26 protein-coding genes are annotated in these 25,463 nt (G+C 27.0%); 16 read left to right on the top strand and 10 right to left on the bottom strand.

The window, feature by feature from the left end; translation table 11 throughout:
- The first annotated feature begins 97 nt into the window (after positions 1 to 97).
- The gene (locus AB0T67_RS04245) at positions 98 to 415 is read left to right on the top strand and encodes a hypothetical protein (protein WP_369219287.1); all 318 of its coding nucleotides are present in this window, start codon (positions 98 to 100) and stop codon (positions 413 to 415) included.
- 74 nt (positions 416 to 489) lie between these two features.
- Positions 490 to 1,026: a hypothetical protein gene (locus tag AB0T67_RS04240; RefSeq protein ID WP_369219286.1), complete on the top strand. Its 537-nt coding sequence runs from the start codon at positions 490 to 492 to the stop codon at positions 1,024 to 1,026.
- 2 nt (positions 1,027 to 1,028) lie between these two features.
- Here the strand turns inward: AB0T67_RS04240 and AB0T67_RS04235 are convergent, their stop codons facing one another.
- Positions 1,029 to 1,478 (bottom strand): DUF7738 domain-containing protein, encoded by a 450-nt coding sequence (locus tag AB0T67_RS04235; protein WP_369219285.1) that lies wholly within the window; start codon positions 1,476 to 1,478, stop codon positions 1,029 to 1,031.
- Positions 1,479 to 1,678: 200 nt separating this feature from the next.
- Between AB0T67_RS04235 and AB0T67_RS04230 the strand changes: the two genes are divergently transcribed.
- Both AB0T67_RS04230 and AB0T67_RS04225 read left to right on the top strand, forming a co-directional pair.
- A complete protein-coding gene (locus AB0T67_RS04230) occupies positions 1,679 to 1,987 on the top strand; it encodes a hypothetical protein (RefSeq protein ID WP_369219284.1) in 309 nt (102 codons plus the stop codon).
- 1 nt (position 1,988) lies between these two features.
- A complete protein-coding gene (locus tag AB0T67_RS04225; protein ID WP_369219283.1) occupies positions 1,989 to 2,342 on the top strand; it encodes a hypothetical protein in 354 nt (117 codons plus the stop codon).
- Here the strand turns inward: AB0T67_RS04225 and AB0T67_RS04220 are convergent.
- A complete protein-coding gene (locus AB0T67_RS04220; RefSeq protein WP_369219282.1) occupies positions 2,339 to 3,064 on the bottom strand; it encodes an AAA family ATPase in 726 nt (241 codons plus the stop codon). The genes AB0T67_RS04225 and AB0T67_RS04220 overlap by 4 nt on opposite strands.
- A 327-nt stretch (positions 3,065 to 3,391) precedes the next feature.
- Here AB0T67_RS04220 and AB0T67_RS04215 point away from each other — a divergent pair, with 327 nt between their 5' ends.
- The 3 genes from AB0T67_RS04215 (at position 3,392) to AB0T67_RS04205 (ending at position 7,922) form a co-directional block, all read left to right on the top strand.
- Positions 3,392 to 4,219, top strand: coding sequence for an exonuclease domain-containing protein (locus tag AB0T67_RS04215; protein ID WP_369219281.1), 828 nt, complete (start codon positions 3,392 to 3,394; stop codon positions 4,217 to 4,219).
- Between the two features lie 71 nt (positions 4,220 to 4,290).
- Positions 4,291 to 4,776 (top strand): ABC transporter ATPase, encoded by a 486-nt coding sequence (locus AB0T67_RS04210; RefSeq protein WP_369219280.1) that lies wholly within the window; start codon positions 4,291 to 4,293, stop codon positions 4,774 to 4,776.
- A 206-nt stretch (positions 4,777 to 4,982) separates the two neighbouring features.
- On the top strand, positions 4,983 to 7,922 hold the full coding sequence (locus tag AB0T67_RS04205) for a glycoside hydrolase family 3 N-terminal domain-containing protein (protein WP_369219279.1): 2,940 nt from the start codon (positions 4,983 to 4,985) through the stop codon (positions 7,920 to 7,922).
- Between the two features lie 12 nt (positions 7,923 to 7,934).
- Here the strand turns inward: AB0T67_RS04205 and AB0T67_RS04200 are convergent, their stop codons facing one another.
- The 6 genes from AB0T67_RS04200 to AB0T67_RS04175 all read right to left on the bottom strand — a co-directional run bounded on the left by AB0T67_RS04200 (position 7,935) and on the right by AB0T67_RS04175 (position 14,165).
- Positions 7,935 to 8,855: a bile acid:sodium symporter family protein gene (locus AB0T67_RS04200; RefSeq protein ID WP_369219278.1), complete on the bottom strand. Its 921-nt coding sequence runs from the start codon at positions 8,853 to 8,855 to the stop codon at positions 7,935 to 7,937.
- Entirely contained in the window at positions 8,839 to 9,480 is a 642-nt protein-coding gene (locus AB0T67_RS04195; RefSeq protein WP_369219277.1) for a DUF4159 domain-containing protein, read from the bottom strand. Before AB0T67_RS04195 ends, AB0T67_RS04200 begins: the two co-directional genes overlap by 17 nt.
- A gap of 235 nt (positions 9,481 to 9,715) precedes the next feature.
- Positions 9,716 to 10,795, bottom strand: coding sequence for a helix-turn-helix domain-containing protein (locus AB0T67_RS04190; RefSeq protein ID WP_369219276.1), 1,080 nt, complete (start codon positions 10,793 to 10,795; stop codon positions 9,716 to 9,718).
- A 140-nt stretch (positions 10,796 to 10,935) separates the two neighbouring features.
- Positions 10,936 to 11,646 carry a 16S rRNA (uracil(1498)-N(3))-methyltransferase gene (locus tag AB0T67_RS04185; RefSeq protein WP_369219275.1) on the bottom strand — a complete coding sequence of 237 codons (711 nt, stop codon included), beginning with the start codon at positions 11,644 to 11,646 and terminating at the stop codon, positions 10,936 to 10,938.
- Positions 11,646 to 12,764: a GTP cyclohydrolase gene (locus tag AB0T67_RS04180; protein WP_369219274.1), complete on the bottom strand. Its 1,119-nt coding sequence runs from the start codon at positions 12,762 to 12,764 to the stop codon at positions 11,646 to 11,648. The genes AB0T67_RS04185 and AB0T67_RS04180 overlap by 1 nt, the downstream gene beginning before the upstream one ends.
- Positions 12,765 to 12,782: 18 nt before the next feature.
- Entirely contained in the window at positions 12,783 to 14,165 is a 1,383-nt protein-coding gene (locus AB0T67_RS04175; protein ID WP_369219273.1) for a transporter, read from the bottom strand.
- 137 nt (positions 14,166 to 14,302) lie between these two features.
- Here AB0T67_RS04175 and AB0T67_RS04170 point away from each other — a divergent pair, with 137 nt between their 5' ends.
- Genes AB0T67_RS04170 through AB0T67_RS04140 form a run of 7 tightly spaced genes read left to right on the top strand, consistent with a single transcriptional unit; the run spans position 14,303 to position 22,638 of the window.
- Positions 14,303 to 14,590: a DUF4834 family protein gene (locus tag AB0T67_RS04170; protein WP_369219272.1), complete on the top strand. Its 288-nt coding sequence runs from the start codon at positions 14,303 to 14,305 to the stop codon at positions 14,588 to 14,590.
- A 29-nt stretch (positions 14,591 to 14,619) separates the two neighbouring features.
- Positions 14,620 to 17,025, top strand: coding sequence for a YfhO family protein (locus AB0T67_RS04165; RefSeq protein ID WP_369219271.1), 2,406 nt, complete (start codon positions 14,620 to 14,622; stop codon positions 17,023 to 17,025).
- Positions 17,026 to 17,053: 28 nt separating this feature from the next.
- Positions 17,054 to 17,575, top strand: coding sequence for a class I SAM-dependent methyltransferase (locus tag AB0T67_RS04160; RefSeq protein ID WP_369219270.1), 522 nt, complete (start codon positions 17,054 to 17,056; stop codon positions 17,573 to 17,575).
- Positions 17,576 to 17,579: 4 nt separating this feature from the next.
- Positions 17,580 to 18,767, top strand: coding sequence for a glycosyltransferase family 4 protein (locus AB0T67_RS04155; protein WP_369219269.1), 1,188 nt, complete (start codon positions 17,580 to 17,582; stop codon positions 18,765 to 18,767).
- A 1-nt stretch (position 18,768) separates the two neighbouring features.
- Complete coding sequence (locus AB0T67_RS04150) at positions 18,769 to 20,049, top strand: glycosyltransferase family 4 protein (RefSeq protein ID WP_369219268.1); 1,281 nt, start codon at positions 18,769 to 18,771, stop codon at positions 20,047 to 20,049.
- A complete protein-coding gene (wecB, locus tag AB0T67_RS04145; protein ID WP_369219267.1) occupies positions 20,046 to 21,131 on the top strand; it encodes a non-hydrolyzing UDP-N-acetylglucosamine 2-epimerase in 1,086 nt (361 codons plus the stop codon). The genes AB0T67_RS04150 and wecB overlap by 4 nt, the downstream gene beginning before the upstream one ends.
- Position 21,132: 1 nt before the next feature.
- Positions 21,133 to 22,638: a lipopolysaccharide biosynthesis protein gene (locus AB0T67_RS04140; RefSeq protein WP_369219266.1), complete on the top strand. Its 1,506-nt coding sequence runs from the start codon at positions 21,133 to 21,135 to the stop codon at positions 22,636 to 22,638.
- Positions 22,639 to 22,727: 89 nt separating this feature from the next.
- Here AB0T67_RS04140 and AB0T67_RS04135 read toward each other — a convergent pair whose 3' ends face one another.
- On the bottom strand, positions 22,728 to 23,729 hold the full coding sequence (locus AB0T67_RS04135) for a transglutaminase domain-containing protein (RefSeq protein ID WP_369219265.1): 1,002 nt from the start codon (positions 23,727 to 23,729) through the stop codon (positions 22,728 to 22,730).
- A 1-nt stretch (position 23,730) separates the two neighbouring features.
- Positions 23,731 to 24,393, bottom strand: coding sequence for a carboxypeptidase-like regulatory domain-containing protein (locus AB0T67_RS04130; RefSeq protein ID WP_369219264.1), 663 nt, complete (start codon positions 24,391 to 24,393; stop codon positions 23,731 to 23,733).
- 179 nt (positions 24,394 to 24,572) lie between these two features.
- On the opposite strand from AB0T67_RS04130, the gene AB0T67_RS04125 reads away from it, so the two are divergent.
- Positions 24,573 to 25,022, top strand: coding sequence for a Panacea domain-containing protein (locus AB0T67_RS04125; protein ID WP_369219263.1), 450 nt, complete (start codon positions 24,573 to 24,575; stop codon positions 25,020 to 25,022).
- Positions 25,015 to 25,419 (top strand): hypothetical protein, encoded by a 405-nt coding sequence (locus tag AB0T67_RS04120; RefSeq protein WP_271231668.1) that lies wholly within the window; start codon positions 25,015 to 25,017, stop codon positions 25,417 to 25,419. Before AB0T67_RS04125 ends, AB0T67_RS04120 begins: the two co-directional genes overlap by 8 nt.
- Positions 25,420 to 25,463: the final 44 nt, after the last annotated feature.

Genomic DNA, 25,463 nt, shown 5'->3' with positions numbered 1-25,463 from the left:
TAAAACCCATTACAAGAAATTGTAATGGGTTTTTTTATTTTAGTTGTTTAAAAAACAAAATCTAAAGTATATTTGAATAAATTTAAAATCAATAAAAATGAAAACAGTTTTAGCAATTATTTCAGCAGTAAGTTTAATGAGTTTTACAACAATTGAAAACGCAACTGAAAATTTAAGAATTGAAAAAGAAGAAATTACAGTAGGACGTAGTATTTCATTAGTAAATGATACAAAAGGTAAGGTTTCTATTTATACAGGTACTGGTTTTGTAAGTTTAAATAAAGGTTCTAAAACAAGTATTTCTTGTAAAGTTGGTAAAGAAGTACGTTGGGCAAATAAAGGAAAAAAAGGAGATGTTATTTTTAAAATTGAAAGTAAGCATTGTGGTAAAACATTAAAGCTTTCTAAATTATAGATTGATGTTTAATTTGATAAAAAGCCAAAACTAATTTGTAGTTTTGGCTTTTTTATTATCAATTAATTTTAAACATGAAATTTCATAAATTTAATTTTTTTAAATATACTTATTGCGAATTTGAATCAAAAGAAATTACTTTTTTTGATGATAAATCAGCACATTATAAAAGTAAATCGGGTAGTATTTATTTTTATACAAAAGAAGGCGTGTATCGTTATTCAAATCATTGGGGACGTGTTGCCAATTGTCGATGGAAAATTAAGGGAGTAGAGGAATATAAAAGTCAAGATTATTATGTAGGATTTGCTAATTGGAATGATTTTTATCCTTTAAATAATACCGATAAAGTTTTTTATTTAAACGTAAATTACACAACTAAGCAAGTTAAAATTCAGCGTTTAAAAAACGAAGATAAAAGTGATTACTTTTTAATGACATCAGAATTTGCACATCAGCGTTTAAAGCAAATTCAAGTTTTGTTTAAAGAGTATAAATGGGCAACTTATTTCGAGCAAAATATTGATGTTTTAAGAGAGATAATTATTAATAAATTGATAACAAGTACTAAAACAATTCAAGAATTAAAAAGGGAATTAAAAGAGCTTTAAAATTATTTTTTTATATAAACCTTGTTAATGCCTAAATTAAAACCTAATCGAAAATCATTATCTGTTCCAAGCCTATGAATGGCAACTTTTCCTAAAGGGATTTTACCAAATTCACTATAAGTAATAGGCTGATTATTTAAATATAATTCGCCTTTAAATAATTTTTTAGTGGTATAAATACTCGTGCTTTTAATATTATTATTAGTGTATTGATAGGCATTTATAGACAAAATATTATTGCTATTGGTGTAGCTACAATAAATGCCGTGAATATCCCAAAACAGGTAGTGATTTGTTGTTTGTAGTTCTCTTTCGGGCTTACCTAAAATAGCAACTAGAGTGTTGTAACTTGTAGGAAAGGTAATAGGTGTTTCATTGATGGTAATAAAATCAATATCGCATTTAATAATTATTTTTTCAGTTTTTTTCTTTTTAAAAAAGTTAAATTTCATAGGCTATTTTATAGGTAAGCAAATATTTTTTAAGAAGTAAATTGCGAATTTAAAGAATAAAATTTAACTTTTAAGTAAGTTTGTATAGCTTCTAATCAAAGAAAATAACATGAAGTAATAGTCTAGTGTTTTTTTAGAGAGATAAAGTTACTTTTACTTTATATAGGAAGTATTTTAACCATGTAAATAATAAAAAAAAAATGAGTGTTACAAGAAATATTAAATGCCCAAAATGTGGGTTATTTAATACAGATAAAGAGTATTGTCAAAGTTGTAATACGTTAATTTCTTACGAAAAAAAACGAGCTTTAAAAGAAGAAGAGTTTATCCAAAAAGAGGTAATTAAAGCTAAACATAAAATAGCAAATCCTAATTTAGCAGAACGTTTAAAAAATCATCCTTTTTTTTTATATAGAATAATTGGATGGATTTTATACTCAGTCTTTTTATTAGTGAGTATTATAGGCGCTGGTTTGGCTTGGTTTATTGCGATGGTAGCAGCTGGTTAAAATGAAAAAAAGTCTTTATATTTATTTTATATTTTCATTATTACTAGGCTCAATAATTTATTTTGCTTCAAAAATAAATATTCAACTTCCAAAAATAATTCGTTTTTATGTGAACGATTTTTTAATTATTCCAATAGTATTAATCCCTAATTTATTGATTTTAAGATGGAGTAAGAATGATGAAACCTATCAAATTCCTATTTGGATAATTTTATATTGCTGTAGTTTATACGCATTTTTATACGAATATATTTTACCAAAATTTCATCCAAGATATACGGCTGATATCATCGATGTTATTTTATATTTTATAAGCGGATTTATTTTTTTTATCCTTCAAAAACCTAACAATTAATTTTCAGCAAGTTGTCTTTTTTGTTTTTCTAATTGAATAATATTAGTTTTTACTTGCTGATAAACAATATCTTTAACTTCGGCATAAGATATATTATAATAACGTTTAATATTATTAATGTTTTCAGGGAATTTAGCTAGCATACTGTCATAATAAATATCTAGTTTTTCACTTGTAGGTAGCTTGTATTTCAGTTTTATTTGAAATCTTCTTAATACTGCTGTGTCAATAATATCAACATGATTTGTAGCACATATAAGCATTGCTGTATCAGATAAATTATCAATTTGCTGAATTAAAGTATTTACTAAACGCTTCATTTCACCAGAATCTTTGGTGTCGTAATCTCTTGTTTTACCAATGAAATCAAACTCATCAATAAATAAAATAGCATTTTCATAAGAGGCTTCTCTAAATATTTCAGCAATATTTTTTCCTGTTTCTCCTAGTTTAGAAGATACAAAACCGCCTAAATTAAGTGTAATTACTTTTTTATCTAAAGCCTTTCCAATGGCATTTGCAGTGGCTGTTTTTCCGCAACCTGTGTGCCCATGTAACATAATTTTATTATCAACAGGAATACCAAATTTACTTAATGCTTCAATGTAGCTAAATTCTTCTATTAGTTGATTAATACTATTTTTTATTTTTTTACTTAAATGAAGTTCATCAAGTGTTAAAACCTTTTTTTTTGTTTTTAAACTAGTACTATGGTATGCCATATTTATTTTTTTGCAAAGATAAAAAATATCATTTTAAGGCTGTCAAATAAATTGATAATAGTAGTTTGTATAATGGCTGAAAAAATTAAAAAAAATGTAAATTCTATATCAAAAATAAATACTAAAAGAATATATTTTTTGTATTTTTATGGTATATTAAGCATTGTAAATAAGTGTAAAAACTTATAGTTTTTGGCAATAATTAGTAATGAGTATTTTAGCTACAATATCATTTGTTAAAAACTTCAAAAACAAATGCTAAAAAGAAAATAATAAAACAAAAAATAATAAAACTTCGTTAAATAACGAATAATTGCCAATAAACAGATGGAATTAAATTTAACAAAACCAATTATATTTTTCGATTTAGAAACAACAGGGATTAATATAGCAAAAGATAGAGTTGTTGAAATTGCTATTTTAAAAGTGTTTCCAAATGGAAATAAAGAAAGTAAAACTTGGTTGGTAAATCCTGAAATGCCAATACCTGCAGCATCATCAGAAATACACGGAATTACAGATGATAAAATAGCAAACGAGCCTACTTTTAAAGATTTATCAGCAAGTATTAATGAAATGATTGAAGGTTGTGATTTAGCAGGTTTCAATTCAAATAGATTTGATATTCCTGTTTTAGCAGAAGAGTTAATGCGTGCAGGAATTGATTTTGATATGAAAGGTCGTAAGGCTGTTGATGTTCAAGTAATTTTTCATAAAAAAGAACAACGAACTTTAAGTGCTGGTTATCAGTTTTATTGTGGTAAAGAGTTAGTAGGTGCGCACGGTGCCGAAGCAGATACAAATGCTACCTATGAAATTCTTTTGGCTCAGTTAGATAAATATGAAGATATTGAAAATACCGTAGATGCATTAAGTGAATATTCAACACATGGTAAACGAGCAGATTTTGCTGGTTTTGTTTTGATGAATGATGAAGATCAAGAAACTTTTTCTTTCGGAAAATATAAAGGACGTACTGTTGAAGATGTTTTTAAAGAAAACCCTGGTTATAATTCATGGATTCAAAATGCTGATTTTCCACTGTACACTAAAAAAGTATTACGTGAAATTAAGCAGCGTATGACAGTTCCTAAAAAGAAATTGACGGATGCAGAAAAATTACAAGCCTTACAGCAAAAATTTAATTTTAGATAATCTTTAACATCAGTTTGAATAGAACTCATTTTAATAATATATAACTTAGATGTTATAAAAATCAAGAAAAAATGTTTACAGAATATAGCAATTTACCAAGTAATTCAAGAGTTTGGATTTATCAATCAGATAGAGAATTTAACATAGAAGAAATAGAATATATTTGTGCAAAAGCAATTCTTTTTATTGATAATTGGACACGTCATGGTGACGATTTAAAAGGATCTTTTACTGTAAAATATAATCAGTTTTTGGTGTTAGCTGTTGATGAAAATGTAACGAGTGTATCAGGTTGTTCTATTGATTCTTCTGTTCGTTTTATCAAAGAATTAGAAAACGAATTAAAAGTAGATTTAATGAATAAAATGAATGTTTCTTTTAAAGATGGAGACTTTATTAATATTGTTAAATTATCAGAATTTCAACAGTTTGCCAAGACTAAAAAAATCACATCAGAAACAGTGGTTTTTAATAATATGGTAAATACAAAAGAAGATTTTGAAACCAAATGGGAGGTAACCGCAGATAAAAGCTGGCATAAACAATTTTTGGTATAACTATTGCTTTTAAATAGTGTACTATTAAGAACGTATTGTTAACTCATTAGTTATCTTTTGAGATTCGAATACGTAAAATATTTAGTAAACGACTCACTTTGTAATTTTTATAAACGAAATTTATATTTAATTGAAAACCAAATTCAATTTTTTAAGTGAGTCGCTAAAATTATTGTATTCAACAATAATTTGTAAAGAAAAAGATTATGAAAAAGATACTTATATTACTAGCTATAGCATTCCTACAAACGTTAGAAGCACAACAAATAACAGAGGTACAACAAACAGATCCGTTATTAGCTAAAGATGCCAAAAATCAAGAATTATGGGTGAGTGGTATTTTAGATAATATGTCGATTGATGAAAAAATTGGGCAGTTATTTATGATACAAGCGTATTCTAATAAAGATAAAAAACACGAAAATTTTATTAATAATATGATAAATAAATATCATGTTGGTAATTTAATTTTTATGCAAGGTACGCCACAGAAACAAGTAGCTTTAAATAATAAATATCAAGCTATATCAAAAGTACCATTAATGATTGGTTTTGATGGTGAATGGGGTTTAGATATGCGATTGAAAAATACCTATCGTTTCCCTTGGAATATGACTTTAGGAGCTATTCAAGATGACAAACTATTAAAAGCAACAGGTAAAAGAATTGGTGAACACTGTAAAAGAGTTGGGATTCATATTAATTTTGCGCCCGTAGTTGATATCAATACAAATCCTAAAAATCCTATTATAGGAAATCGCTCTTTTGGAGAGAACAAAGAAAACGTTACTCGAAAAGCAATCGCTTTTACTAAAGGAATGCAAAGTGTTGGCGTGTTAGCCAATGCAAAACATTTTCCTGGTCATGGTGATAGTGCTACAGATTCACATCACACATTACCAACTATTAATTTTGATGAATTTCGTTTAGATTCGATAGAGTTACATCCGTATAAAAAAATGTTTCGTGAAGGTGTAGCAAGTGTTATGACAGCACATTTAAGTATTCCGGCTTTAGAGCCGAATGAAAAATTACCAACATCATTATCAAAAAATGTTGTAACGACTTTATTACAAGAAGAATTAGGTTTTAAAGGTCTTGTAATTACTGATGGTTTAAACATGAAAGGTGCGGCTAATTATGCAACACCAGCAGCTATTAATGTTGCTGCACTTGTAGCTGGTAATGATTTATTACTGATTCCTCAAGATGTTCCAGGAACAATACGATTGATAAAAGATGCTTTAGTAAAAGGTGAATTAACACAAAAACGTTTAAATAAATCAGTGAAAAAAATATTAAAAGCAAAGTATCTAGTAGGTTTAAATAAATATAAAGCTATTGAAACTGAAAATATTGCTTCGGATATTAATTCACCATATGATGAGGTTTTACACAGGAAATTGATAAAGAATGCGATTACTGTTGTGAAAAATAACGAAGCTATTTTGCCAATCAAAAACTTAAAAGATAAAAAAATAGCATATGTATCTTTAGGTGACGCTAAAGGAGATTCATTTGTATCAATGTTGAAAAATTATACAAACGTTGAGGTAGTTTCATCAGATAATTTAGATGTATTATTACAAAAACTTGAAAAATTTAATCTAGTTGTTGTTGGTTTTCATAAATCGAATAAAAATCCTTGGAAAGGATATGAATTTTCGAATAAAAATTTAGTTTGGTTACAAGAAATAGCTAGAAACAAAAAAGTTATTTTAGATGTATTTACAAGTCCGTATAGTTTATTGAAGGTAAAATCATTTGAAAATATAGAAGGAGTTGTTGTTTCTTATCAGAATAGTGTTTTATCACAAGAACTATCAGCACAAGCATTATTTGGGGCTTTTGATTTGAAAGGAAAATTACCTGTTTCAATTAACGAAAATATTCAAGAAGGTACAGGTCTTTTTGTAAAAGGAATTAATGTATTACAATATACAATTCCTGAAGAAGCAGGTGTTTCTTCAGAAAAATTATCAATAATAGATAAAAGAATTGATACTATTTTGATGAAAAAAATGGCGCCAGGTGGACAGGTTTTTGTAGCTAAAAATGGAAAAGTTATCTATAATAAAAGTTTTGGATATCATACTTTTTCAAAAAGACGTGCTGTAAAAAGTTCTGATATTTATGATTTAGCTTCTTTAACAAAAATATTAGCATCATTACCAATGATAATGAAGGCTGAGGAAGAAAAAAAAATAAGTTTATATTCTAATTTAGGAAATGTTTTACCAAGGTATAAAGATTCTAATAAAGATACTTTGTTGTTAAAAGAGTTATTATCACATTACGGGCGTTTACGCTCTTGGATTCCTTTTTATTTAAATACCAAAGATGATGAAACAGGTAACAACTCTAAAAAATATTATAGAAAAGTAAGAACAAGCGACTTTAATATTAAAGTCGCTAATAACTTATATTTAAAAAATACTTATAAAGACTCGATATACAAGCATATTGTAGATGCTAAGCAGCGAAAAAGATTAGGTTATAAATATAGTGATCTTGGTTATTATATGTTTAAAGAAATTTTAGAGTTAAAATATCAACAACCATTAAATATTTTGGCTGATGATTTTTTATATAGTTCGTTAGGAGCTGATAGAACAACTTATTTACCTCTTACTAAATTTAGTAAATCTGATATTGTACCAACAGAACGTGATAATTATTACCGAAATCAATTAGTACATGGTTATGTGCATGATATGGGAGCAGCTATGATTGGTGGAGTAGGTGGTCATGCTGGTTTGTTTGCTAATGCTAATGATGTAGCTAAAATTATGCAACTTTTTTTACAAGAAGGAACTTATGGTGATAAAAAATATTTTGAGCCAGAAACTATCGAAAAATTTAATAAAAGATACTATGAAAATAAAAGAGTTCGTAGAGGTTTAGGTTTTGATAAGCCTCAGTTAAATCCTAAGGTAAAGGCAACTTGTGGTTGTGTTTCTGATCAAAGTTTTGGGCATAGTGGTTTTACAGGTACTTATACTTGGGCAGATCCTGCAACAGGTATTGTATATGTTTTTTTATCAAACAGAGTATATCCTACGATGAGAAATAGAGGTTTGATTAAAAGCAACATACGAACTAAAATTCAAAATGATATTCAGAATGCTATTTTAATGGCAGAGTAGTACTTTTTTATCTTATTGATCTATTTTTTTATATTTCCAATAAGTAGACAAAACAATTCCTGAAGATAATCCCCAAACACCCCAAAAGGCAATTAATAAAGCCATTCCTCCTAAATCTTCAAAAAAAGTAAAGACAAGTAATAGTCCTAATCCGCTATTTTGAATTCCAGTTTCCATTGAAATAGTTCTAGTATCTTTTTTATTAAGTTTGAAAGATTTTGCTGTTAAATACCCGATTATAAAACCATATATATTGTGGAAAATAACTAAAAATAAGACTAAAGTAACATGCTTTTTAAAGATATCTGTATTGTTAGAGAGTGCTATACCAATTAATGCGATAAAAAATAGCATTGAAAACGGACGAATTAATTTATTTAGTTTTTTAGCTATTGTAGGGTAAAAATAATTAACAGTCATTCCTAGTGTTAAAGGGAGCCCTAAAAGAAGAGTAACAAGTTTAAATAATTCTAGCGGATTTAACGAAATGTTTTTTAAAATAATATTTGTAGGTTCATATAAACTTCCCCAAAAATGTAAATTAAAAGGAGTCATAACTAAACAAATAATAGTAGCACAGGTTGTTAAGCTAACAGATAGTGCAGTGTTTCCATGTGCCATTTTACTAAAGAAATTAGAAGTATTCCCTCCAGGACAAGCTGATATTAATAACAATCCTAAGGCAAAGCTAGGATGAGGATTAATAATGCAAATTGCAATAAAAGTTAAAAAAGGTAACAAAAAAAATTGTGATAACAAACCAATTAAAATAATTTTAGGGTTTTTTAAAAGTGTTTTAAAATCAGCTATTTTAACATCTAAAGAAACACCAAACATTATAATAGCTAAAGCAATATTTAACATCCATAAGGCATCCGAATTAAAGTTTATTCTAATACTATCTATTTCAGTGTTATTAATGTTTAAAAGCATATTCTATAATATTTGCGCCCATTTTTAATGCTTTTAGTCTTGTTTCTTCGGAATTATTATGAACAGAAGTATCTTCCCATCCATCACTTAAATCGCTTTCATAGTCATAAAAAACAACTAATCGACCTTTGTAAAAAAGTCCAAATCCTTGAGCTGATTTTTTGTCATGTTCATGAATTTTAGGAAGTCCTTTAGTAAACGGAAATGTTTGATGATAAATAGCATGTGTATTGGGTATTTCTTGAAAATCTATAGTAGGAAATACTTTTTTCATCTCTCTTCTAATATATTTATCTAAACCATAATTGTCTGATATGTGTAAAAATCCACCAGCAGTTAAATAGTTTTTAAGATTAGTTACTTCTTCTTCAGGAAAAAAAATATTACCATGACCTGTAATAAAAACAATGGGATAATTATTTATCGTATTATCTTCAAGGGTTACTGTTTGAATTTTTTGGTTAATAGAAGTATTTGCATTGGTGTTACTAAATTCTATTAAATTAGGTAAAGCTGTTGGGTTAGCATACCAATCACCACCACCTTTATATTTTAAAATAGCTACTTGCTGAGCAAAAATAAAAGTATGACTAATAAATAAAAGTAAAAAAAGTATATTTTTCATTTAGTAATTTAGTTATATGATATCAAGATAATAAAAGAACAATAAAAAACACCAATATTGCTATTGGTGTTTTAGTACAGTACTCTTCTTTTTCATCATTAAGAATAATCTTAATAACTTCTTTAAAGTTGTATGTAAAATAGAAAAACCCTTCAAAAATTTTCTTAAACAAATATAATATTATTTATATGAAAAAGAGTGTGAAATCATCAATTTTATATGTTTTTGTAGTTTTTTAAGTCTTATTTAACTGATTTGTAATTGATGTTGAATTTTTAAACTGCACAGGTGTATACCCTACCTGTTTTTTAAAGACAGTGAAAAATGTTGACTTTGAATTAAATCCAGATTCTAAGCCTATAGCAGTAATAGTATATTTTGAATAATGAGGGTCAATTAAAAGTAGTTTTGCTTGTGTTATTTTTTTTTCGTTCAGGTAATCTGTAAAAGATTTACCTGCAATATTATTGATAATTAAAGAAAGTGTACTTGAACTTAATTTAGTATCTTTTGATAAATTTAGTAAAGTATATTTAGGTAATAAGAATTTTTTATTATGATCAATAAATGTATCTATTTCTAAAAATTGTATTTCATGTTTTTTAGAAGTTGTGTTTTTAGTATCTAATTTAGTCGTTTTAGTGAAGTTTATATTTGAATTAACTACTAGTAATAATAATTCTCTTATTTGTTTACGTTCGTTTAATATTCTTATCTGTTTTAATCCTTGATAACCTAACCAATAAATAAGTAAAGTGGTATAAACCCTAAGAGGATAGTAAGAAAATATAAAGCCAGTAAAGTTCATTCTTATTTTAATAATCAATGCAAGTATCCATAATGTATATCCAATAGTTGTAAGTTTAAAAAAAGTATGAATCCATTTTAAATTATCAAATGATAATATTTTAGGGAACATTTTTTCCTTTTTATAAAGAATATAAAAGGAATAACTAAAGATACTTAATGAAACAAGTAAACTAAACATTTCTTCAAAAGAAGTATATTTTTCATAAATATAATCTAATTTTTGAATAGAGGTTTTAATGGTAACACTGTAGTGATAAACAAAAATAATTTGAATAACTACTATAATTAAAAATAAAGGAAGTATTATTTTTAAAATATTAATTGCTTTTTTAGCTAAATTTAGATAATGAATTAAAAACATATACAAAAAAGGCATTGCTAAAAAGTGCCAAGGGATTTGTAAATAATCTAACGAAAATTTATGTTGAAATAAATTGTTTTCTAAAATCCAATCTTGTATGTTATTTAAAGAAATAGTAAGTATCAAAAAAAATAAATAACGCATACTTTTTTCTCTTCCCTTTTTTGAACAAAAAAGAATAATGCTAAAAGCAACGCCATGTAGCGCGCTAAAAATTAAAAAGAGGTTAAATAAGTCCTTGATATTCAATTATTGTAGTTTTAACCAAATATACAAAAAATCAATTACTGATGTATAAAAGCAATACTTTGCACTACATTTAAACCTGCAGTTTCTGTACGAAGACGATTTTCACCTAATGAAATAGGAAGAAAATTTGATGATAATGAGGTTTCAATTTCTTTTGATGAAAAATCACCTTCAGGACCAATTAAAACAGTATATTTTCCGTTTTTTTGCACACTATTTTGTAAAAATTTCTTCTCTATATTTTCTTCACAGTGAGCAATGTATATTTCTTCTGTAAAATTTTGTTTTATAAATTCTGAAAATTTTATTGGATTATTCAGTTTTGGAAGTGTAAATTGTAATGATTGCTTCATTGCTGATTGTACTATTTTAGCCAATCGATCAATTTTTATTATTTTTCTTTCTGAATTATCACAAATAATAGGTGTAATTTCATCAATACCAATTTCTGTAGCTTTTTCTAAGAACCATTCTAAACGGTCATTGTTTTTAGTTGGAGCAATGGCAAGGTGTAAATAATAATCTCTATTATTAGGCTTGTTTTCATATTTTACAACAGTTGTAAGACATCTTTTATCATTTGCAATAGTTATTTCTACAAAAAATAAAAATCCAGCACCGTTAGTTATATGTAATAAATCACCTTCTTTTTTTCTTAAAACACGAACAATGTGCCTACTTTCTTCTTTATCAAAAGTAATTTGTTTGGTTTCTTTAGTAATATTAGGATTGAAAAATAATTGCATTACAAATTAAGTTTATAAGTTCTTCTTCTTTTGTGTGTTGTCGGGTCAAAATCTTTCCATATTTGATGGATAGCTGTGTTATCTTCTAATTCTGGTGTTCTAATACAGTTTACGATTCCTTTTTTAGCAAACGTATTACAATACTGTTTAAAAATAATCGCAATAACACCTTTATTTTGATATTCAGGATCAACACCAATTAGATAAAAAGTAACATCTTTTGAGTTTTTTCGAGCATTTAATAAATGAAATAATCCGAAAGGTAAAAGATTTCCTTTTGCTTTTTGTAAAGCAACAGAAAAAGAAGGCATCACAATAGCAAATGCAACTAATTTATCATTTTTATCTACTACAAATTTTATATATTCAGGATTAATAAAGCTGATATATTTTTCTTTGAAGTGTTTTATTTGTGCATCTGAAATAGGAACATACGTTGATAATTTCGAGTATGCTTTGCTAAATACATGAAACATTTCATCGACATAAGGTAATATATCTTTTGTTTTAGTAAAATCTAAGGGTCTTAATCCGTAGCGTCTTTGGATTAAACTACTTGCTTTTCCATATTTTACGCCGTCTACATTTTTAAAAAGAAATTTATTCTCTAAGTATTCTTTTTCTTTTTTGAAACCTAATTTTTCAAAATGCTGTGAATAATAAGGGTGATTATACCACGTAATCATCGTACCGATATGATCAAAACCTTCAACAAGTACACCTGTTTTATCTAGGTTATTAAAACCAACAGGTCCTTCAATGAAGTCTAAATTGTTTTGAATACCAATTTCTTTAGCTTTATTTAATAATGCTTCTGTTACTTTTATGTCATCAATGGCATCAAACCAGCCAAATCGCAATTTTTTTATACCTTGTTTTTCTACTTCATAAGTGTTGATAATAGCAACTATTCTTCCAACAATTTTATCATTTTTTAATGCGATAAAAAAGTGTGCTTTTGCGTATTCAAAAACAGGATTTTTGTCTTTATCAAAATTATCAACTTCATCACTAATAATAGGGGGAACCCAGTTCTTATTATCTTTATAAAGAGAAAAAGGAAATTTAACAAATTGTTTCATTTCCTTTCTTGAAAATATTTCTTTAATTTTAATCATACAGCAAATGTAAGATTTTTAATCGTCCTTTTTTTCTTCTTTTTCGTCTTCCTTTTTTAAATCGTCTTCAAGTTTTTTTATTTCTTTTTCTAGTTTTAAACGTTCTTTTTCTTTACGTTTAATTTCTTTTTCTTCCTCTTTTTTAATATCTTTTTGAAGTTTTAAACGTTCTTTTTCTTTTTGTTTAACTTCTTTCTCCTTGTCTTTAATAAGGTTTTTTTCTTGTTTTAAACGTTCTTTTTCTTTTCGTTTAATAGCTTTTTTAGCTTTTTTAATTGCTCTTTTCTCTGCTTTACTTGTTTTTTTCTTTTCTTTTTTATCTTCTTTAGTAATAACATCAATTAACGACTTAGAACGTTCTCTTCTTGGTTTTTCAATTATTATTTCTTCTTCTTTATCTCCGTCTTTTATTGTTACTTTTTGTTTATCTTTCTTTTTAAATAATCCAGTTATTTTAGCAATCATACGACCAAAGAAGCCTTTATCTTCATCGTATTTTTCGTCTTTTTGTTCTTCTATTTTATTATCAAACTCATCAACTTCTATAAATTTATCTTGATGCTTATTTAATCGATATGAAGCACCTAAACCAACATACATACCAACTTCTTCTTGTTGTAAAGTTCCTCTAACTGTACCGTTAAATTGTAAGTTTTCACTAAATAGGTAGGCTGCTCCAGCACCAACGTTTGTTTTGTTTTGATATTGATCAGAAGTTCCTTGTATTTCTGCAAAAGCAGACCAATAATCGTTTAGGTTTTTAGTTGCACTAATTATATATGAAAGTTCTTTAAAATCACTACCAATATAATCATAGTAAAAATTGGTAATTACGTATAATTTATCAGAAAATTCATGTTGAAGTAAAAGACCAACTTTAGCATTAATACCGCCTTTTTGATAATAATCACCTAAAACACTTCCAAAATTAGCACCTACATATATACCTACATGAGGAATCCATCTTTTATTATCAAAAGAATGTCTTTTTTTCCAGCTTCTAATCTCTTCTTTTTTATCTTCATATTTAGGAGTGTAAATTAAGTATTTAGCTCCTAATGTTAGTTTACTTAAACCTATTTTATTAACAGAGGATTCAAAAATATTTTTAAAAAAAAGTTTATCTTTTTGAAAAGTTGTATTTAAGTTAAATTCTAATTTTTCCGTAAAAAAGCTAGTTCTAAATAAAAGATTTAAACCTAAAGCTTCTGGATTACTAAAAGTAGGAGTAGCATTTGCTTTTCGAAAAAACAAACTACTTTCAAATTGATAAATACCAGAACCAACACTGTATGGACTTTCTGAAAAGCCAGGTCGATTTGAATTTATAACTGTTGTATATTGAGCATTTACAGTTAATACAGCACAAAAAGCAAAAAGTAAAAGAAGTTTCTTAATCATGTTATAAAGTCAATTTATACAATTACTACAAACATACATAAAATACAAATTACTATTTAATATAAGTTTTGTAAAGTCTTAACGGTTTCTTTTGCTTCAAATTGTTATTTTTGATTAATTTTTTATTAAAACTGAAGATGACACATATAAATGAAGCTGGACCTATGGGTTTTTTAAGAACTATATTAATACTAGTTATTGCATATTATGCTATAAAATTTCTAGTGAAATTATTTGCACCTTATTTATTGAAAAAAGCAGTAGATAAAGTTCAAAAGAAAGCAGAACAAAAATTTAATAATCAACAGCAACAACAACAAAGTGATGTTGAAATAGGAAAAACAGTTGTTGATAAAAGACCACAAAATATACAACAAAGCAATAATTCGGTAGGAGAATATGTTGATTTTGAAGAAATAGATTAACTTTTATACTAATTATGAATTATAAAAAAATGATGCCCTTTGCAATTACACTTGTTGTTTTTGCAATTATATCGTTGTTGTATTTTAGCCCAGTTTTAAGCGGTAAACAAATAAAACAGAATGACATTACTCAGTTTATAGGGATGTCAAAAGAAGTAAAAGATTATCGAATTGAAAAAGGAGAAGAACCATATTGGCTAGGAAATGCCTTTAGCGGAATGCCTGCATATCAGGTAAGCGCCTATTATCCGAATGATTTTGTTAGATATATTGATAAAGCAATTCGTTTTTTACCACGTCCTGCCGATTATTTATTTTTATATTTCTTCGGATTTTTTATCTTATTAACGGCTTTAAAAGTCGATTGGAAATTAGCCGTTTTAGGAAGTTTATCCTTCGGGTTTTCTACGTATTTAATTATTATTTTTGGTGCGGGACACAATGCAAAAGCCCACGCAATCGGTTATATGCCGATGGTAATTGCGGGTGTTTTATACATCTTTAGAAAAAAATATTTGTTAGGATTTGTAATTACTGTTTTGGCGATGGCTTTAGAAGTTTACACAAATCATCCGCAAATGACCTATTATTTAGGTTTTTGCTTACTGATATTGGCAATTGTTGAATTTATTGAAGCTTTTAAAACTAAAAATTTATCGGTATTTGCAAAACAAGCTGTTGTTTTAATTACAGCTATGGCGATTGGTTTGGGTGTAAATTCAACTAGATTATTGTCGATGAAACAATATGGCGATTTTAGTACTCGAGGAAAATCGGCATTAACGATTAACCCAGATGGCTCTCCAAAAGAAAAATCAACGGGATTAGATAAGTCATACATTACAGAATATAGTTACGGAATTGCTGAAACTTTTAATTTGATAATTCCTCGTTTTATGGGCGGTGGAACTGTTGAAGAATTGAATTCAGATTCTAATTTTTATCAAACTTTAGAAAAAAATGCAGGTAGAAATGTTGCTAAAGAGTATTCAAAGCAAGTTTTAACTTATTGGGGAACACAACCAATTGTAGAAGCTCCCGCATATATTGGAGCAATTTTATTTTTCTTGTTCTTTTTAGGTGTTTTCTTGGTAAAAGGACGTTTGAAATATTGGTTAGTATCGGCAACTATTTTTTCAATAGTATTAAGTTGGGGGAAAAATTTTGCTGGAATCACTAACTTTTTTATTGATTATGTTCCGTTGTATAATAAGTTTAGAGCAGTTTCATCGATTCAAGTAATCGCAGAATTATGCGTTCCGTTATTAGGAATTATTGCTTTACGTGATTTGTTTTCATCAAAAGTAGCATCCGAAGAAAAAGAAAATGCCTTAAAAAATGCCTTTTATGTTTTAGGAGGAATTACTTTATTATTTGCACTTTTTGGGTCAAGTTTATTTGCTTTTGAAGGGTTAAGAGATGCACAATATCAACAATTACCAACGTTAATAGATGCTTTAATTTCCGATAGAAAAGCCATGTTATTTAATGACAGTGTTCGTTCTTTTTTATTGATTTTAGCATCAGTGGGGTTATTATGGTTTTATCTGAAAGGAAAATTAAAACAAATTCCTGTTATACTAATTTTAGGTGTTTTAATTATTTTTGATTTAGTTTCTATTGATATTAAATACGTAAATAAAGAAGATTTTACATCAGCAAGAAAAGTTTTAAAACCATTTACAGCAACTCAAACTGATAAAGAAATTTTAAAAGATAAGAGCCATTATCGTGTTGCAAATTTTAGTGTAAATCCGATGCAAGACGGTAGAACATCGTATTTTCATAATTCGATAGGAGGATATCATGCTGCTAAAATGAAGCGATATCAAGAGTTATTTGATTATCAAATTTCTAAAAATAATATTGAAGTATTAAACATGCTAAATGCAAAATACTTTATTGTTGGTGATGATAAATTACAAGAAAATACTGATGCAAATGGAAATGCATGGTTTGTAAATAATTTAAAAATTGTTACATCGGCAGATGAAGAAATAGTTGCTTTAGATAGTTTAAATACTAAAACATCAGCGGTAATTAATGGAAGAGAATTAAAAAGAAGTCCACAAGGATATATGGATTTTAATAATCAATTTAAAAAAGATTCTACAGCTAGAATTTCATTAATCAAAAATGATATTACAACGCTCGTTTATAAAACTGATACACAAGAAAATCAGTTTGCTGTGTTTTCCGAAATTTATTATAAAGATGGTTGGAATGCTTACATTGATAATAAATTAGTACCACATTATAATGTAAATTATGTATTAAGAGGTTTAGAAATACCAAAAGGAAAACATGAAATTTCTTTTAAATACGAACCAAAAATAATACAAACAGGAAATAAAATAACTTTATTTTCATACGCTTTATTATTGTTTATTCCGATGGGATGGTTTTTTATCCGAAAGAAAAAAAGAAAAAAGTAAACTTAAAATTGTTGTTTAAATACTAAAAATGTACAAAAAACTCCCTAAAAAAAGATATCATCATACATTAGAATTTTTAAAGAAAAATGTGCCTGCACCCGCAGTTATTTTAGATTTAGGTGTTCGAAATCCTTTTTCTGAAATTATGGAAGAAAATGGTTATACAGTTTATAACACAGAAGGTGAAGATTTAGATTTGTTGCCCGAAATAGTTAAAAATTATAAAGTAGATGTTGTAACTGCTTTTGAAATTTTTGAGCATTTACTAGCTCCTTTTAATGTTTTAAAAGCGATAGAAACTACAAAAATTGTAACAACTGTACCTTTAAAATTATGGTTTGTAGATGCATACAGAAGTAAAACTGATATGTGGGATAGGCATTATCATGAGTTTGAAGACTGGCAATATGATTGGTTATTAGAAAAATCGGGTTGGAAAATTTTAGATACGAATAAATGGACAAGTCCAATAAATCAAATAGGAATTAGACCTATTTTAAGGAAATTTACGCCAAGATATTACGCTGTTTACGCAGAAAAAGAGTCGTAAAAACATGAAAAAAGACATCAAAATAGGTAAGAGGATAGGAATGATTTTAGACAAAACATTTCCGCCCGACCCTAGAGTTGAAAACGAAGCAATTGAGTTGTTAAAACAAGGACATCAAGTGTTTTTGTTTTGCTTAACTTACAGAAATCAAAAAAAAAATGAGCTTGTAAATGGTATTGAGGTAGTCCGCTATTCATCAAATAAAATAGAATACAAATTATCGGCTTTAGCCTATACAATTCCGTTTTATTCTTATTTTATGAAGAATAAAATTGCCGATTTTTTAGAGCTTTATAAAATCGATGTAATTCATGTACACGATATGGTTGTTGCTGAAGCTGTCTTTTTAGCGAATAAAAAGCAACTTCCTGTAGTGTTAGATTTACATGAAAATCGTCCGCAGATAATGAAGTTTTATCCGCATTTAAAAAAGTTTCCTGCCAATATTTTAATATCAATAAAAAAATGGCAACGTAAAGAAGCCGAATTAATAAATAAAGTATCAAAACTGATTGTTGTTACGGAAGAAGCTAAAAAAGAAATTTTAAGCAGAACTAAAATAAAAGCTACAAATATTGCAGTTGTTCCTAATACGGTTCGAAAATCTTTTTATCAAAATATTAAAACATCATCTAAAAAAGATACAACTTTTAATTTATTATATATTGGTGATACAGGCGAAAGAAGAGGTTTGAAAACAGTTATAGAAAGTTTACCCGAATTACAAAAAAGTATTAAAAATATACGATTTGTAATTGTTGGAAAAGTAAGTACAGAACTTAAAAATATTGTAAATAAATTAGTTTTAAATGATGTAGTTATTTTTGAAGGATGGCAAAATGAAAGTACTTTTCAAAAATATATTATTGATAGCGATGTTTGTTTATCGCCTTTGCACAGGAATATTCATCACGATACAACCTACGCAAATAAATTGTTTCAATATATGAGTTTAGGAATACCGTTATTGGTAAGTAACGCAACAGCTCAAGAAAATTTAGTGAAACGTGTAAATTCGGGTTTGGTACATGAAGCCGAAAATATAGCCGATTTTACAGCAAAAATTTTCGAATTATACAATAATACTTCTTTAAGAAAAACGTTAGCAATTAACGGAAAAGAGTTTGTAAATAATCGTTTTACTTGGGATAAAACATCAGAAGAATTAATTAATTTATACGCTAATTTATAATTTGAAAGTACTAATTATTACTTATTATTGGATTCCTGCTGGAGGTTCAGGTGTACAACGTTGGTTAAAATTTGTAAAATATTTACGAGATTTTAATATCGAACCTGTTATATATACTGTTGATGAAGCGAAGTACCCTATTATTGATACATCTTTAAAAAGTGATGTACCTGATAATTTAGAAGTTATCAAAAAAGGGATTTATGAACCAAATGATTTTTTATCAATATTTAAAAAGAAAGAAACCAAAACAAGTGCAGGTTTTTTAAATCCGAATCCAACTTTTTTTGGAAAAATATTACAATATATAAGAGCAAATTATTTTATTCCTGATGCTCGTAAATTTTGGATTAAACCATCAGTAAAATATTTAGAAAAATATTTATCAGAAAATAATATTGATGCCATTATTACTACAGGACCTCCGCATAGTTTGCATTTAATCGGCTTGAAATTAAAGGAAAAATTAAACATAAAATGGATTGCAGATTTTCGTGACCCGTGGACAGATATTGATTATTTTCATCAGTTACCATTGACTGAAAAATCAATAAAAAAACATCATAAATTAGAACAACAAGTTTTAAAAAATGCTGATGCAACACTCGTAGTTGGTGAAACTATGAAAAAAAATTATAAGAAATTTTCAAAAAATATTCATGTAGTAACCAATGGATATGATTCATCAGAAAATGAAAAGAATAATATTGTTTTAGATGAGAAATTCTCAATAACACATATCGGTTTGATGAATTCTGATAGAAATCCGATTATTTTATGGAAGGCTTTAGCTGAATTATCTGAAGAAAATAATGCTTTTAAAAATGATTTAGAGATAAAACTAATAGGTAAATTATCGGATGATGTAATTGCTGATTTAGAAAAGTATCAATTTAAAAATGTTGAAAAAATAAATTACGTTCCACATAAAGAAGTGCAAAAATATCAGCGTAATTCACAAGTTTTATTGCTTGCTGTAAATAAAGTTCCAAGTGCTAAGGGAATTATAACAGGTAAAATTTTTGAGTATTTACAAGCAAAACGACCTATCTTAGCAATTGGTCCTGAAGATGGCGATTTAGCAGAAATCTTAAAAAACACCAATTCGGGAATTATTGTCGATTTTGACGATAAAGAAGCAATTAAAAAATCGGTTTTAAATTTGTATAAAAATTACAAAGAAAATAGGTTGCAAGTTTCATCAAAAAATATCGAACAATATCATAGAAAAGAGTTAACCAAACAATTATCAGTAATACTTAAACAAGTCGTAAATTCTTGAAAAAAATAGTCACTATATTAGGAGCTAGACCTCAGTTTGTAAAAGGAGCAGTATTAAGCCGAGTTATAAAAAAACACCAAGAAATTGAAGAAATAATTGTGCATACAGGGCAACATTTTGATGCTAATATGAGCGCTGTTTTTTTTGATGAAATGCAAATTCCGAAGCCAAAATATAATTTAAACATCAATGGTTTAAATCATGGCGCAATGACGGGGCAGATGCTCGAAAAAATTGAAGAAATTTTAATCGCTGAAAAACCAGATGCAATTGTGGTTTATGGCGATACAAATTCTACGGTTGCAGGGGCTTTATCAGCAAAGAAATTACATATAAAAGTAGTGCATATCGAGGCGGGTTTACGTTCGTATAATATGCAAATGCCCGAAGAAATAAACCGAATTATAACTGATAGAATTGCCGATTTATTAAGTTGTCCGACACAAGTTGCTGTGGATAATTTAAAGCAAGAAGGTTTTGATAATTTAGCTATTAAAATTGAGCAACATGGAGATATTATGAAAGACGCTGTGGAGTTTTACGGTGCTTTTTCTGAAGAAAAATCAACGGTTATTGATGATTTAAAATTGCTAAAAAATGAATTTGTGTTAGCGACAATTCACAGGCAAGAAAATACAGATGATAAACAAAAACTCACCAATGTTTTTTTAGGATTAGAAGAAATCAACAAAACAAAAAAAGTGGTAATGCCGTTGCATCCTCGGACAAAAAAAATGCTCGATTTATATGGATTAAAACCAAAAATCACTTTTATAGATCCTGTTGGTTATTTCGATATGCTAGAACTTTTAAAAAATTGTGCTTTAGTTGTTACTGATAGTGGCGGACTTCAAAAAGAAGCATTTTTTAATAAAAAATATTGCATTATTGCCAGAGAAGAAACTGAATGGACAGAGCTTGTAAGCAATGGTTATGCTAAAATTACGGCTACAAATCCGCAAGAAATAACGACTGCTTATACCGATTTTTTAAATTTAAAAAAGAGTTTTAAAGAAGAATTATACGGTAATAATGTTGGCGAAAAAATATATCAATCAATCATTAAATTAATAAACGCATAAATTGGGAATCGTATTAAAACAATCACTTAAAAACACCATAATTATCTATTTAGGATTTTTAATTGGTGGGATAAATACTATATTTTTATATGCTCGTTTTTTAAAAGATGAATATTACGGTTTAGCAACGTATGTATTTGCAGCGTCTAATTTATTAATGCCTGTTATGGCATTAGGTATTCAATTTACTATTATTAAGTTTTTTTCTGCCTATAAAACCAAAAAAGAAAAAGATAGTTTTTTAAGTTCCATACTTTTTTTACCCTTATTAGTAGCCTTGCCTATTGGTTTTTGTTGGGATATTTTTCATAATTTAATTATGAGTTATATAGCAAAAAGTAATGTTGAAGGTAATTTAATTATCGAAAATTACACGATTTATATTTATATAATTGCCGTTTGTTGCGCGTATTTTGAAGTCTTTTATTCGTGGGCAAAAGTACAAATGCAATCGGTTTTTGGGAATATTTTAAAAGAACTTTATAACAGAGTCGCTATTATGACTTTATTATTTGCTGTGAATTTTGATATCATAACCAAACAAGAATTTTTATATTATATGGCATTAGCCTATATAATACGAACTTTTTTGATGCTATTTTATGCGTTTAAATTGTATACACCTAAGCTAAGTTTCATATTGCCTTATAATTTTAAAGAAGTTTTACGTTATTCATTTTATATTCTTTTGGCAGGAAGTGCAGGTGCATTAGTTTTAGATATTGATAAAGTAATGATACCTGGAAAAGAAGGTTTTGCAACTGCTGCATATTACGGAGTAGCATTATTTATAGGAAGTTTTATTGAAGCGCCAAGTAGGGCGATGGGGCAAATTTTACAGCCATTAACATCAAAAGCTATTAACGAAAATAATAAAAAAGAAACAAATAGTTTGTATCATAAAAGTGCTATTAATCTATTGTTAGTTGGAGGTTTATTTTTTATTTTGGTTAACTGTAATGTTGATGAATTATTTAAAATAATGCCTAATAAAAATTATGCTGGCGGTGGTTTAGTCGTTTTATTAATTTCGGGAGCAAAATTATTTATGATGTCTTTAGGAAATAATGGTGCTATTATTCAAAATTCAAAATTTTATAGAATTACCATGCCTATCGGATTAGGAATGGCATTTATGGTTACTTACCTAAATATTTTTTTCTATAACGATATAGGAATGGGAACAGAAGGATTAGCCTTAGCAACTTTGTTAGCAGTGTTAACTTTTAATACTTTTAAGCTTTGGTTTGTAAACAATAAATTAAAAATGTTTCCTTATACCTTAAAAACATTACAAATGACTTTAATCATTTTAGTATTGTTTTTAGCCTTTTATTTCTGGAACTTTTCTATACCTGAATTTTCAATAAAAAGCATTCGAATCGACCCATTAATTAACATCATTTTAAAAAGTATTATAATTATTCCTGTGTATTTATTTATAGTGATTAAGTTCTCAATTTCAGAACAGATAAATAATTTAGTAAGTAGATTTATTAAAATATAATTTTTTTTGAAGCAATTTCCCGCTTTCCGCACTCGCTCTTTTTGTTTGAAAAAAACAAAAAGGAGCTCAAACAATTGCTTCAATCGGGGCTAGAGAACTTGTACGATGTAGGTAGCAACAATATCATCATCAATTTTTAGATGTATATCATAAGTACCTTTCCATTTAAATTTGTGTTTAAAAGTAATTGTATGGTTATTTTTATTGAGGTCATCAATTTTTAGCTTCTTAATAGTATTACCTAAAAAGTGTATAAGCGTAATCTTTTTTGATGAATTATTTTTTAATGAATTTAGTTTAAAAAGTATCGTTTCTTTTTTATTTACGGTTAATTTCATTTTTTCAGGAAACAACGAAATTATTTGATGTTTAAAAATTTCACCATAAATAATAGGAGCTTCAACAAAATTAGAAGCGGTTTGTTTAGCACTTAAAAACCATTTTTTTTGAAAAGGATAATGATTTTTAGAAAATAATACAGGGTCTGTTAAAAAGTAACCTGTATTATAATCTGTAATAAAAGAATTATTTTCGTCAATATATCCGCTAGACCACGTAGCATCACATAAATACCATTTGTTGTTAAGTTTAACCGAGTTCCAAGAATGATTTATGTTTTCTAGCGTATCAATATTAGAAGATACCGTTCTGCCGTAACCATTAATAATTCTAGATTCAATATTTACAATAGTAGCCATTTCTTTAATTAAGTACGCATAACCAGTACACATTGTTTTTTTATGTTTCACTAATTTTTTAAATACTATTTTTTTATAAGTATTATTCCAGCTGGATAAAGAAACACTATCATTTTTAAATTTTTCACGCATTTTACTTACTTTATTATGCGTTTTAGCATCTCCTTTAATATTTGTAGCAACCCATGTATAAATAGCTCTAAATTTCTCAATATCTGTATTTAGTTTATGAGTTAATTTATAACAGAGTAGTGGTAAGTTTTTTAAGTTTTCGTTACGATTTAGTTTTGCAATATTATCAGCTTTGGTAAAATTAATATTTTTAAAATCTGATATTTGAGCATTTATTAAATTGATGTAAACAATAAAAAATAAGCAGATATTTTTTTTCATTCTATTTTTTTTTAGAACGATAAACTTTTTTAACAGCTACTTTACCTACCAATGTACAAGAATATTCAATTAAACTAACTTTTAAAGTTATAGAATTAGCAGATTTATTATTTTGAATTACTACTTTTTTAATTTCCATTCCTATAAAACTAAAAATTAAAACATCTCCTTTTTTTAGTAATTTCGGAAATGTAAAATTCCCATCAAAATCTGTTTCTGTTCCAATGTCAGTTCCTTCTAAAATAACACTTGCACCTGGTAAAGGTTCTGATTCATCAGAAACAACTCCTCTTACAAGAATATCATAATCTTGATTATTTAGGTCGATATTATTTTTATCAATAGTCGTATTTCTTTCTTGTGCTTGAGTTGTATTAAAAGAAAATAAAGACAATACAGCAAGTCCGAAAGTTACTAAAAAACCATATTTTTTTCTTCGGATAGGTTTTTCGTTATAAGTTGTTAATTGTCTTTTATTAAACTGTCCGCAAGTATTTTTAGAATTATTTTTAAAATAATAGCTAATTTCTTGTGTGGTCATTTTTGTAAAATCAATTACTTCTTTATCACAAGAATTACAAAAACCTCCTAATTTTGTAGGTTTAAATTCATTAAATTTTTCTGAACATGGGGTATTTATTTCTAACTTAAATTTATTTTTCATCAGGTATTTTTTTAGTTGGAATATACCAAAGCTACACATTAATAGTGTATTAGTAAAATACTAATGAGTAAATCATTTTTTTTAGAAGGTATATGGTATCTTTTATATACTTTTAAAAGTAAAAATATTATTTATTCAATAATTCTACATAGATTTGTTGGTAACTTTAATATAATTAAATGTATAACTGTTTTGATATAGCTAAGAAATTCGTCTATCTTTCTAAGGAAGAAGATATTTCTATGACTCCGATGAAGTTATTAAAACTTACATATATTGCTCATGGTTATTATTTAGCTTTTTCAGAAAAGCCTCTTTTTAGTAATACTATTGAAGCTTGGAAGTACGGTCCTGTTATTCCCGATTTATATCATATAATTAAAAGAGTTGATTTTTCTAGTAACGATTTTAATTTTATAGAAATGTATTCTCAAAATAATTTATCAAAAGATGATGATAAATTTATTGAAGCTGTTTGGAATGCATATAAAAAATTTGATGGTAGTCAATTATCATCAAAAACACACGAAAAAAATACTCCTTGGGATAAAACATTTAACGGTCAGGTATTTACCAAAATAAATGATGGATTGATAAAGGAATACTATCAAAATAAAGTAAATGGATAATATTGGAGAAAAAGCAAATAAGTTTTTCAAATCAAAGCCTATTGAAGATATTGATGCAAATGTAGATTCTAAATCAACCAAGGAAGATGCATCTCTTTTTATAGGTGAAATTCAGAGTATTCAAGAGCATATACAGCATGAAGAACATATTATAAAAAAATTAGATAAAACTTCTGAGCGTTTTTTAAGAGAAAAAAATGCAAAATTAGCTTTTATATTTTCTTCAGTTTGGGCAATATTTATAGCTATTGTAATTCTTTTAAAAGGTTTTGGATTTTTTGGTTTTAAACTTTCTGAAACAGAGTTTTTATTTGTTGTAGGAGCTTTAACTACTTCAATTTTCACTTTTTATTTATTAGTTTTAAAATTCCTTTTTGATAAACAAAGTATTTCATAATAAAATATAATTTTTTTGATAAACTAAAAAACCTCTTTGCATAA

Source organism: Tenacibaculum salmonis (assembly GCF_041053065.1).
Classification (GTDB): domain Bacteria; phylum Bacteroidota; class Bacteroidia; order Flavobacteriales; family Flavobacteriaceae; genus Polaribacter; species Polaribacter pacificus_A.
Note: the sequence above shows the minus strand (reverse complement) of the source record. Positions and strands in the feature narration are given on the sequence as shown.

Coding starts and splice junctions, on each gene's coding strand:
- AB0T67_RS04165 (WP_369219271.1), top strand. CDS start 14,620: ATGATGCCCTTTGCAATTACACTTGTTGTTTTTGCAATTATATCGTTG.
- AB0T67_RS04225 (WP_369219283.1), top strand. CDS start 1,989: ATGAAAAAAAGTCTTTATATTTATTTTATATTTTCATTATTACTAGGC.
- AB0T67_RS04170 (WP_369219272.1), top strand. CDS start 14,303: ATGACACATATAAATGAAGCTGGACCTATGGGTTTTTTAAGAACTATA.
- AB0T67_RS04215 (WP_369219281.1), top strand. CDS start 3,392: ATGGAATTAAATTTAACAAAACCAATTATATTTTTCGATTTAGAAACA.
- AB0T67_RS04125 (WP_369219263.1), top strand. CDS start 24,573: ATGTATAACTGTTTTGATATAGCTAAGAAATTCGTCTATCTTTCTAAG.
- AB0T67_RS04235 (WP_369219285.1), bottom strand. CDS start 1,478: ATGAAATTTAACTTTTTTAAAAAGAAAAAAACTGAAAAAATAATTATT.
- AB0T67_RS04130 (WP_369219264.1), bottom strand. CDS start 24,393: ATGAAAAATAAATTTAAGTTAGAAATAAATACCCCATGTTCAGAAAAA.
- AB0T67_RS04160 (WP_369219270.1), top strand. CDS start 17,054: ATGTACAAAAAACTCCCTAAAAAAAGATATCATCATACATTAGAATTT.
- AB0T67_RS04135 (WP_369219265.1), bottom strand. CDS start 23,729: ATGAAAAAAAATATCTGCTTATTTTTTATTGTTTACATCAATTTAATA.
- AB0T67_RS04240 (WP_369219286.1), top strand. CDS start 490: ATGAAATTTCATAAATTTAATTTTTTTAAATATACTTATTGCGAATTT.
- AB0T67_RS04220 (WP_369219282.1), bottom strand. CDS start 3,064: ATGGCATACCATAGTACTAGTTTAAAAACAAAAAAAAAGGTTTTAACA.
- AB0T67_RS04185 (WP_369219275.1), bottom strand. CDS start 11,646: ATGCAATTATTTTTCAATCCTAATATTACTAAAGAAACCAAACAAATT.
- AB0T67_RS04195 (WP_369219277.1), bottom strand. CDS start 9,480: ATGAAAAATATACTTTTTTTACTTTTATTTATTAGTCATACTTTTATT.
- AB0T67_RS04205 (WP_369219279.1), top strand. CDS start 4,983: ATGAAAAAGATACTTATATTACTAGCTATAGCATTCCTACAAACGTTA.
- AB0T67_RS04155 (WP_369219269.1), top strand. CDS start 17,580: ATGAAAAAAGACATCAAAATAGGTAAGAGGATAGGAATGATTTTAGAC.
- AB0T67_RS04230 (WP_369219284.1), top strand. CDS start 1,679: ATGAGTGTTACAAGAAATATTAAATGCCCAAAATGTGGGTTATTTAAT.
- AB0T67_RS04200 (WP_369219278.1), bottom strand. CDS start 8,855: ATGCTTTTAAACATTAATAACACTGAAATAGATAGTATTAGAATAAAC.
- AB0T67_RS04190 (WP_369219276.1), bottom strand. CDS start 10,795: ATGCGTTATTTATTTTTTTTGATACTTACTATTTCTTTAAATAACATA.
- AB0T67_RS04245 (WP_369219287.1), top strand. CDS start 98: ATGAAAACAGTTTTAGCAATTATTTCAGCAGTAAGTTTAATGAGTTTT.
- AB0T67_RS04120 (WP_271231668.1), top strand. CDS start 25,015: ATGGATAATATTGGAGAAAAAGCAAATAAGTTTTTCAAATCAAAGCCT.
- AB0T67_RS04180 (WP_369219274.1), bottom strand. CDS start 12,764: ATGATTAAAATTAAAGAAATATTTTCAAGAAAGGAAATGAAACAATTT.
- AB0T67_RS04210 (WP_369219280.1), top strand. CDS start 4,291: ATGTTTACAGAATATAGCAATTTACCAAGTAATTCAAGAGTTTGGATT.
- AB0T67_RS04175 (WP_369219273.1), bottom strand. CDS start 14,165: ATGATTAAGAAACTTCTTTTACTTTTTGCTTTTTGTGCTGTATTAACT.